The 3115-nt window shown below is 58.7% G+C and carries 2 protein-coding genes; one reads left to right on the plus strand and one right to left on the minus strand.

Going from position 1 to position 3115, the window contains the following annotated elements; translation table 11 throughout:
* The coding region (locus HMPREF9538_RS00945) for a SulP family inorganic anion transporter (protein WP_148671949.1) at window positions 1–1124 on the minus strand (1124 nt) is incomplete at its 3' end.
* A 359-nt stretch (window positions 1125–1483) separates the two neighbouring features.
* On the opposite strand from HMPREF9538_RS00945, the gene mqo reads away from it, so the two are divergent.
* Window positions 1484–3115: malate dehydrogenase (quinone) (mqo, locus tag HMPREF9538_RS00940; protein ID WP_009486440.1), on the plus strand; the 1632-nt coding region annotated here is incomplete at its 3' end.

Raw genomic sequence — 3115 nt, forward strand, 5'->3', positions numbered from 1 at the left:
CCCCCCCCCGCCGCGGGGGCGGGGGGGGGGATGACCCCCACCGCGACAACCCCCGCCAGCACACCGATCGCCAGATTGCTGGTTCCCACCGTCGCGGCGACGGTCACCAGCATCACCAGCGTTTCCGGCCACGGATTACGCGCCAGCTCACCCGGGCGAATGCTGCGCCAGCTAAAGGTCTTCACCGCCACGATCACCATCACCCCGGCGAGAACCGCCATCGGGATCTTCGCCATCACCTGGCTGAGCGCTGTCACCAGCAGGAGCAGCACCAGGCCGGCGATTACCGTTGAGAGGCGGCTGCGGGCCCGGCCCATTTCCACGTTCACGATAGTCTGGCCGATCATCGCGCAGCCGGCGATGCCGCCATAGCAGCCGGCAAGGATATTGGCGATACCCAGCCCGGCGCTTTCCCGCGATTTGTTCGACGAGGTATGAGTGAGATCATCCACCAGCTTAGCCGTCAGCAAGGACTCCATCAGGCCGACAAAGGCGATGCTGAGGGCACACGGCCAGATTATCTGCAGGGTGGTCAGGTTCAGGGGAACGGTCAGGGCGGTGAACCCCGGCAGGCCACCGCTCATCGAGCCTTCATCGCCGACGGTCGGCAGCTGCTGGCCGGTGGTCGCGGTATAGAGGGTGAGCGCGACGATGGCGATCAGCGGCGCCGGGATAGCCTTAATAACGCGCGGCGCCCACAGGACGATAAGCAGCGTCAGGACGAACAGGCCAACGATTAGCGGTTGTCGACTCCAGAAATGCGGCACCTGAGCAAAGAAAATCAGGATCCCAAGGGCGTTGACGAACCCGGTCATCACCGCCGGGGGAATAAAGCGCATCAGGCGCGCCATGCCGCACAGACCAAACAAAATTTGAATAATACCCGCCAGAATGACAGCCGGTAAAATGTACCCCACGCCGTGCTGATGCACCATCGGGCCAATCACCAGCGCCACCGAGCCCGCGGCGGCGGTGACCATCGCCGGGCGTCCGCCGAAGACTGACATCGCCAGGCAGAGCACCACCGAAGCAATCAGGCTTACCTGCGGGTCAACGCCGGCAATGACTGAAAACGAAATCACTTCAGGGATGAGCGCCAGGGCGGTGAGCACGCCGGCCAGCACTTCGCGCGTCAGTAAAGACGGGGAGCGGAGGATGGGACGGAGGTTGCCGGAAGCGGCGGGGTCAGAAACTGGAGGCATAAAAAAAGTTCGCAGCTTATAAAAAAAGAGGGAGCGGTGTCAGGCCCTGCTTCCGTGCGGTCTGTCACAAAACCAGGGATGATAGCGCGGAATCTGTCAGCGCACCAGTACAAAAAGTGATTTGGTGTATACATTTATTAAACATTTTTATAACGGATCTCAAAACAGAACTTAAAATTTAAACAATATTTAAATTTTTGAGCTTCGGTGGTAACGTGAGGGGTGAGAATCGTATCACCTGCGCTAAATAAAAACAGCGAGTAAAGTAAGGCTCAAATCCGATGAATAAAAAGATGGCCGTACCACGCTCACAGGCGGTTGGTCCCAACAGCACTCGGACCAACACCCGCCATGAGCAAGAGACGGATGTATTGTTGATTGGCGGTGGCATTATGAGCGCCACACTGGGAACCTGGCTGCAGGAGCTTGAGCCAGACTGGTCTATTACCATGGTTGAGCAGATGTCCAGCGTGGCGGAAGAGAGCTCAAACGGGTGGAATAATGCGGGTACCGGCCACGCGGCGCTGATGGAGCTGAACTACACGCCGCAGACCGCCAACGGCATCAATATCGACAAAGCGGTCGACATCAACGAAGCCTTCCATATCTCGCGTCAGTTCTGGGCGCATCAGGTGACACGCGGCGTCCTGAACAAACCAAAATCTTTCATTAACAGCGTGCCGCACATGAGCTTTGTGTGGGGCGAAGATAACGTCAACTTCCTGCGTGCGCGCTACGCGGCGCTGCAGCAAAGTGAACTGTTCCGCGGTATTCGCTATTCTGAAGACCATCAGCAGATCAAAGCCTGGGCGCCGCTGGTGATGGAAGGCCGCGACCCGCTGCAAAAGGTCGCCGCCACTCGCTCAGAAGTGGGAACCGACGTCAACTATGGTGAAATTACCCGCCAGCTGATCGCCGGTCTGCAAAAGCATGATAATTTCTCCCTACAGCTGGGCACCGTGGTGCGTCGCTTCAAGCGCAACGCCGACAAGAGCTGGACGGTCACCCTGGCGGATGCCGACAATCGTCGTCAGAAGCGGGTCATTAAAGCTAAATTTATCTTTATCGGCGCCGGCGGCGCAGCGCTGACCCTGCTGCAGGAGACCGGCATTCCGCAGGCCAAAGAGTATGCGGGCTTCCCGGTCGGCGGCCAGTTCCTGGTCTGCGAAAATCCGGAGGTGGTGAACCACCATCTGGCGAAGGTCTACGGTCAGGCCGAAGTGGGCGCGCCGCCGATGTCGGTGCCGCACATCGATACCCGTATTATCGACGGTAAACGCGTGGTGCTGTTCGGACCATTCGCCACCTTCTCGACCCGTTTCCTGAAGAACGGTTCGCTGTGGGATCTGCTGGCCTCGACGAATACCTCAAATATTTTGCCAATGCTCAACGTCGGCCTGGACAACTTCGATCTGGTAAAATATCTGATTAGCCAGGTGATGCAGAAAGATAAAGATCGTCTGGCCGCGCTGTGCGAATATTATCCGGAAGCGCGGAAAGAGGACTGGCGGTTGTGGCAGGCCGGTCAGCGCGTGCAGATCATTAAGCGCGACGCGAAGAAGGGCGGGGTACTGCGCCTGGGCACCGAAGTGGTCAGCGATGATGAAGGCACCGTCGCGGCGCTTCTCGGCGCGTCGCCAGGGGCCTCCACCGCGGCGCCTATCATGCTGCAGCTAATGGAAAAAGTGTTTAAAGATAAAGTCAATTCGCCGGAATGGCAGGCCAAGCTGAAGGCGATCATCCCAACCTACGGTATTCGTCTTGACGGCAATCCGGCGGAGATCGAGAAAGCGCTGGCGTGGACCAGTGAAGTGCTGGAGCTGAAATATCAGCCAGCTGGGGCGGTGGATGAGGTACCGCAGGCGGAGCTGAAGCCGCTGAGCGGCGGCAAGCCGATGGCGGATATCGCGCTC

The organism is Klebsiella sp. MS 92-3 (assembly GCF_000195655.1).
GTDB classification, from domain to species: Bacteria; Pseudomonadota; Gammaproteobacteria; order Enterobacterales; family Enterobacteriaceae; genus Klebsiella; species Klebsiella pneumoniae.